3 protein-coding genes are annotated in these 3,222 nt (G+C 72.6%); 2 read left to right on the top strand and 1 reads right to left on the bottom strand.

Annotation, left to right across the window (positions count from 1 at the left end):
* On the bottom strand, positions 1 to 921 hold a 921-nt coding region (locus tag CWIS_RS08770; RefSeq protein WP_048342896.1), incomplete at its 3' end, for a MoxR family ATPase.
* Between the two features lie 589 nt (positions 922 to 1,510).
* Between CWIS_RS08770 and mraZ the strand changes: the two genes are divergently transcribed.
* The gene (mraZ, locus tag CWIS_RS08765) at positions 1,511 to 1,948 is read left to right on the top strand and encodes a division/cell wall cluster transcriptional repressor MraZ (RefSeq protein WP_048342930.1); all 438 of its coding nucleotides are present in this window, start codon (positions 1,511 to 1,513) and stop codon (positions 1,946 to 1,948) included.
* A gap of 224 nt (positions 1,949 to 2,172) precedes the next feature.
* A complete protein-coding gene (gene rsmH, locus CWIS_RS08760; RefSeq protein ID WP_048342895.1) occupies positions 2,173 to 3,192 on the top strand; it encodes a 16S rRNA (cytosine(1402)-N(4))-methyltransferase RsmH in 1,020 nt (339 codons plus the stop codon).
* Positions 3,193 to 3,222 lie beyond the last annotated feature (30 nt).

Genomic DNA, 3,222 nt, shown 5'->3' with positions numbered 1-3,222 from the left:
CTCCGTGCTGCGGCCCGACAGCCGCGACTCGGTGCTGGGCAGGAGCCGGTGGGCGAGGACCGCGGGCGCGAGCTGTTGCACGTCGTCGGGCAGCACGTGGTCGCGGCCGTCGATCGCGGCGACGCCCTTGGCGGCACGCAGGAGCTGGATCGCCGCGCGCGGCGAGGCCCCGAGCCGCAGCCCGGGCTCCTGACGCGTCGCCCCGACGAGGTCGACGACGTAGCGCTTGACCGCGGGCGACGCGTACAGCCGACGCGTGATCTCGATGAGCCGCGCGACGTGCGCGGCGTCGGTCACGGCCTGCAGGCCCGCGAGGGGGTCGGAGGTCTCCTGCAGGTCGAGCATGTCGAGCTCGGACTGCACGCTGGGGTAGCCGACCGTCAGGCGTGCCATGAACCGGTCGCGCTGGGCCTCGGGCAGCGGGTAGGTGCCCTCCATCTCGACGGGGTTCTGCGTCGCGACGACGAAGAACGGCCGGGGGAGCCGGTACGTGCGCCCGTCGACGGTCGCCTGCCCCTCCTGCATGCACTCGAGCAGCGCCGACTGCGTCTTGGGGGAGGCGCGGTTGATCTCGTCGCCGATGACGACGTGCGCGAACACGGGCCCGGGCCGGAACTCGAACTCGTTCGTCTGCGCGCGGAAGATGTTGACGCCCGTGAGGTCGCTCGGCATGAGGTCGGGCGTGAACTGGATGCGGCCGACGCTGCAGTCGATCGTGCGTGCGAGCGCCTTGGCGAGCGTCGTCTTGCCGACCCCGGGCACGTCCTCGAGGAGCAGGTGGCCCTCGGCGAGCAGCACCGCGAGCGTGGTGCGTACGAGCTCGGGACGACCGGTGACGACGTGCTCGATCGCGGTACGCATCCGGTCGGTCGTGGCGACGAGGTCCGAGAGCTCGTCGGACGAGGGAACGGACTGCAGCATGGGCGCCTCCTTTGGCGGTCGGGGACGAGCCTACGACGCGGTACGTCCGGTCGGGGCTGCCTTGTCGCAGTTCCACCCGCACGCCCCGCGCCAGGGGCCGTCAGGGGCGTCGCGGTCGCGCTGATCGCCCCGTTCGCCCGAGCCCCCCACTTGCCTCCACCTCGCACGTCGCGGCGTCGCCGCAGCGCCCGCTGATATGGGGTCAGAACGGGACAAGCGGGGACATTCCGACTGTCGGCCCGGCTCTGTCGCCCGAGGCGACCCTCGCGGGACGCGAAATCTCCTCCACTTCTCCCCACCCTCTCTGACCTGCATGAACGCATGCCGTTCGGGTGAAAACAGGGGTCTGTCAAGGTGCGGGTGGAGCAAAGTGGAGTACCGTGGGGGCACGTGGTGAGGCAGGGAGTGAACGGGTTTCGCACCGTCGTTCAGGTCGCACCGCGGGCCGGTCTCCGGACCGGCGGAAGGTCAGTCAGCCGCCCCGGGACCGGGCCGGTGAGGTGCGGTCGGCGAGGCGGCGGGACCGAAGGGTCGGCCGGCGGAGGGAGGCGAGGTGTCGCATGAGACCGTCGGCATCCTCGGCTCGGGCATGCCCTTCCTCGGCACCTACACGCCTCGCCTCGACGACAAGGGCCGGCTCATCCTCCCGGCCAAGTTCCGGCCTCAGCTCGCGCAGGGACTGGTCATGACGCGCGGTCAGGAGCGCTGCCTCTTCCTGCTCCCGCTGGACGAGTTCCGCCGGTACCACGACCAGCTGCGGCAGGCGCCCGTCACGAGCAAGCAGGCGCGCGACTACCTGCGCGTGTTCCTGTCCGGGGCGAGCGACGAGCTGCCCGACAAGCAGGGCCGCATCTCCATCCCGCCGATGCTGCGGCAGTACGCCGGGCTCGACCGCGAGGTCGCCGTGATCGGCGCCGGGACGCGCGTCGAGATCTGGGACCTCGCGGCCTGGGAGACGTACCTCGCCGAGCAGGAGGCCGGCTACGCCGACGCGACCGAGGAGGTCTTCCCGCAGGGCAGGTGGTGAGGCCGAACCGCCGACCACACGGACTAACCGCACGACGACGAGCACGACGACAGCCGCACGACGAGCACCGCACCACGACGAGCCCGGCTCCCGCCCGACGAGACCTCCTCCCGACCGCTCTGCCGCACTTCCCCGCGGCAGAGGGCCGGTGGGGGATCTGGTCGGACGGCGGAGGGGCTGCCCGACCACCAGCCACGAGCACGAGAGCGCGAGAGGGGGACCGCATGACCGAGTCGAACGAGCCGACGAACGAGCCCGACGCCGCCTCGCGCCACGTGCCGGTCCTGCTCGAGCGCTGCCTCGAGCTGCTCGCCCCCGCGCTCGAGGTCGAGGGCGCCGTGATGGTGGACTCGACGCTCGGCATGGGCGGTCACACCGAGGGGGTGCTCCGGCGCTTCCCGCACGTGCGGGTCGTCGGCCTCGACCGTGACACGCAGGCGATCGCGCTCGCGAGCGAGCGGCTCGCGCCGTTCGGCGACCGGTTCACGGGCGTGCACGCGGTGTACGACGAGATCCGCGACGTCCTGGCCGAGCTCGGCATCCCCGCGGTGCAGGGCGTGCTCATGGACCTCGGGGTCTCGTCGCTGCAGCTCGACGAGGTCGAGCGGGGCTTCTCGTACGCGCAGGACGCGCCGCTCGACATGCGGATGGACGCCACCTCGGGTCTGACCGCGGCCGACGTCCTCAACACCTACGACGAGCGTGACCTGGCCCGCGTGCTGCGCACGTACGGCGAGGAGCGGTTCGCGCCGCGCATCGCACGCTCGATCGTGCGTGCCCGGCAGGAGGCGCCGCTGACCCGCACGGGCGAGCTCGTCGACCTGGTCCGCGCGAGCATCCCGGCCGCCAAGCGGCAGACGGGCGGCCACCCGGCCAAGCGCACGTTCCAGGCGCTGCGGATCGAGGTCAACCACGAGCTCGACGCGCTCGCCGCGGCGATCCCCGAGTCGATCGAGGCGCTGGCCGTCGGCGGACGGATCGTCGTCGAGGCGTACCAGTCGCTCGAGGACCGCATGGTCAAGCAGGCGTTCGCGCTCGGCGCGAGCGTGAGCGCGCCGCCCGACCTGCCGGTCGTCCCGGACAGCCACCAGCCGTACCTGCGCCTGGTGACCCGCGGTGCGGAGGAGGCCGACGAGGCCGAGCTCGCGCGCAACCCGCGCTCGCAGTCCGTGCGACTGCGCGCGGCCGAACGCCTTCGTCCCACCCCCGACCACCTGCGACCAGCACCGAGGAGGGCAGCATGAGTGCCAGCAGCGCCGCCCGCGCGTACCCCG

It is taken from the genome of Cellulomonas sp. A375-1, from assembly GCF_001040865.1.
GTDB lineage: Bacteria > Actinomycetota > Actinomycetes > Actinomycetales > Cellulomonadaceae > Cellulomonas > Cellulomonas gelida.
This window is presented reverse-complemented; position numbering and strand designations above follow the sequence as displayed.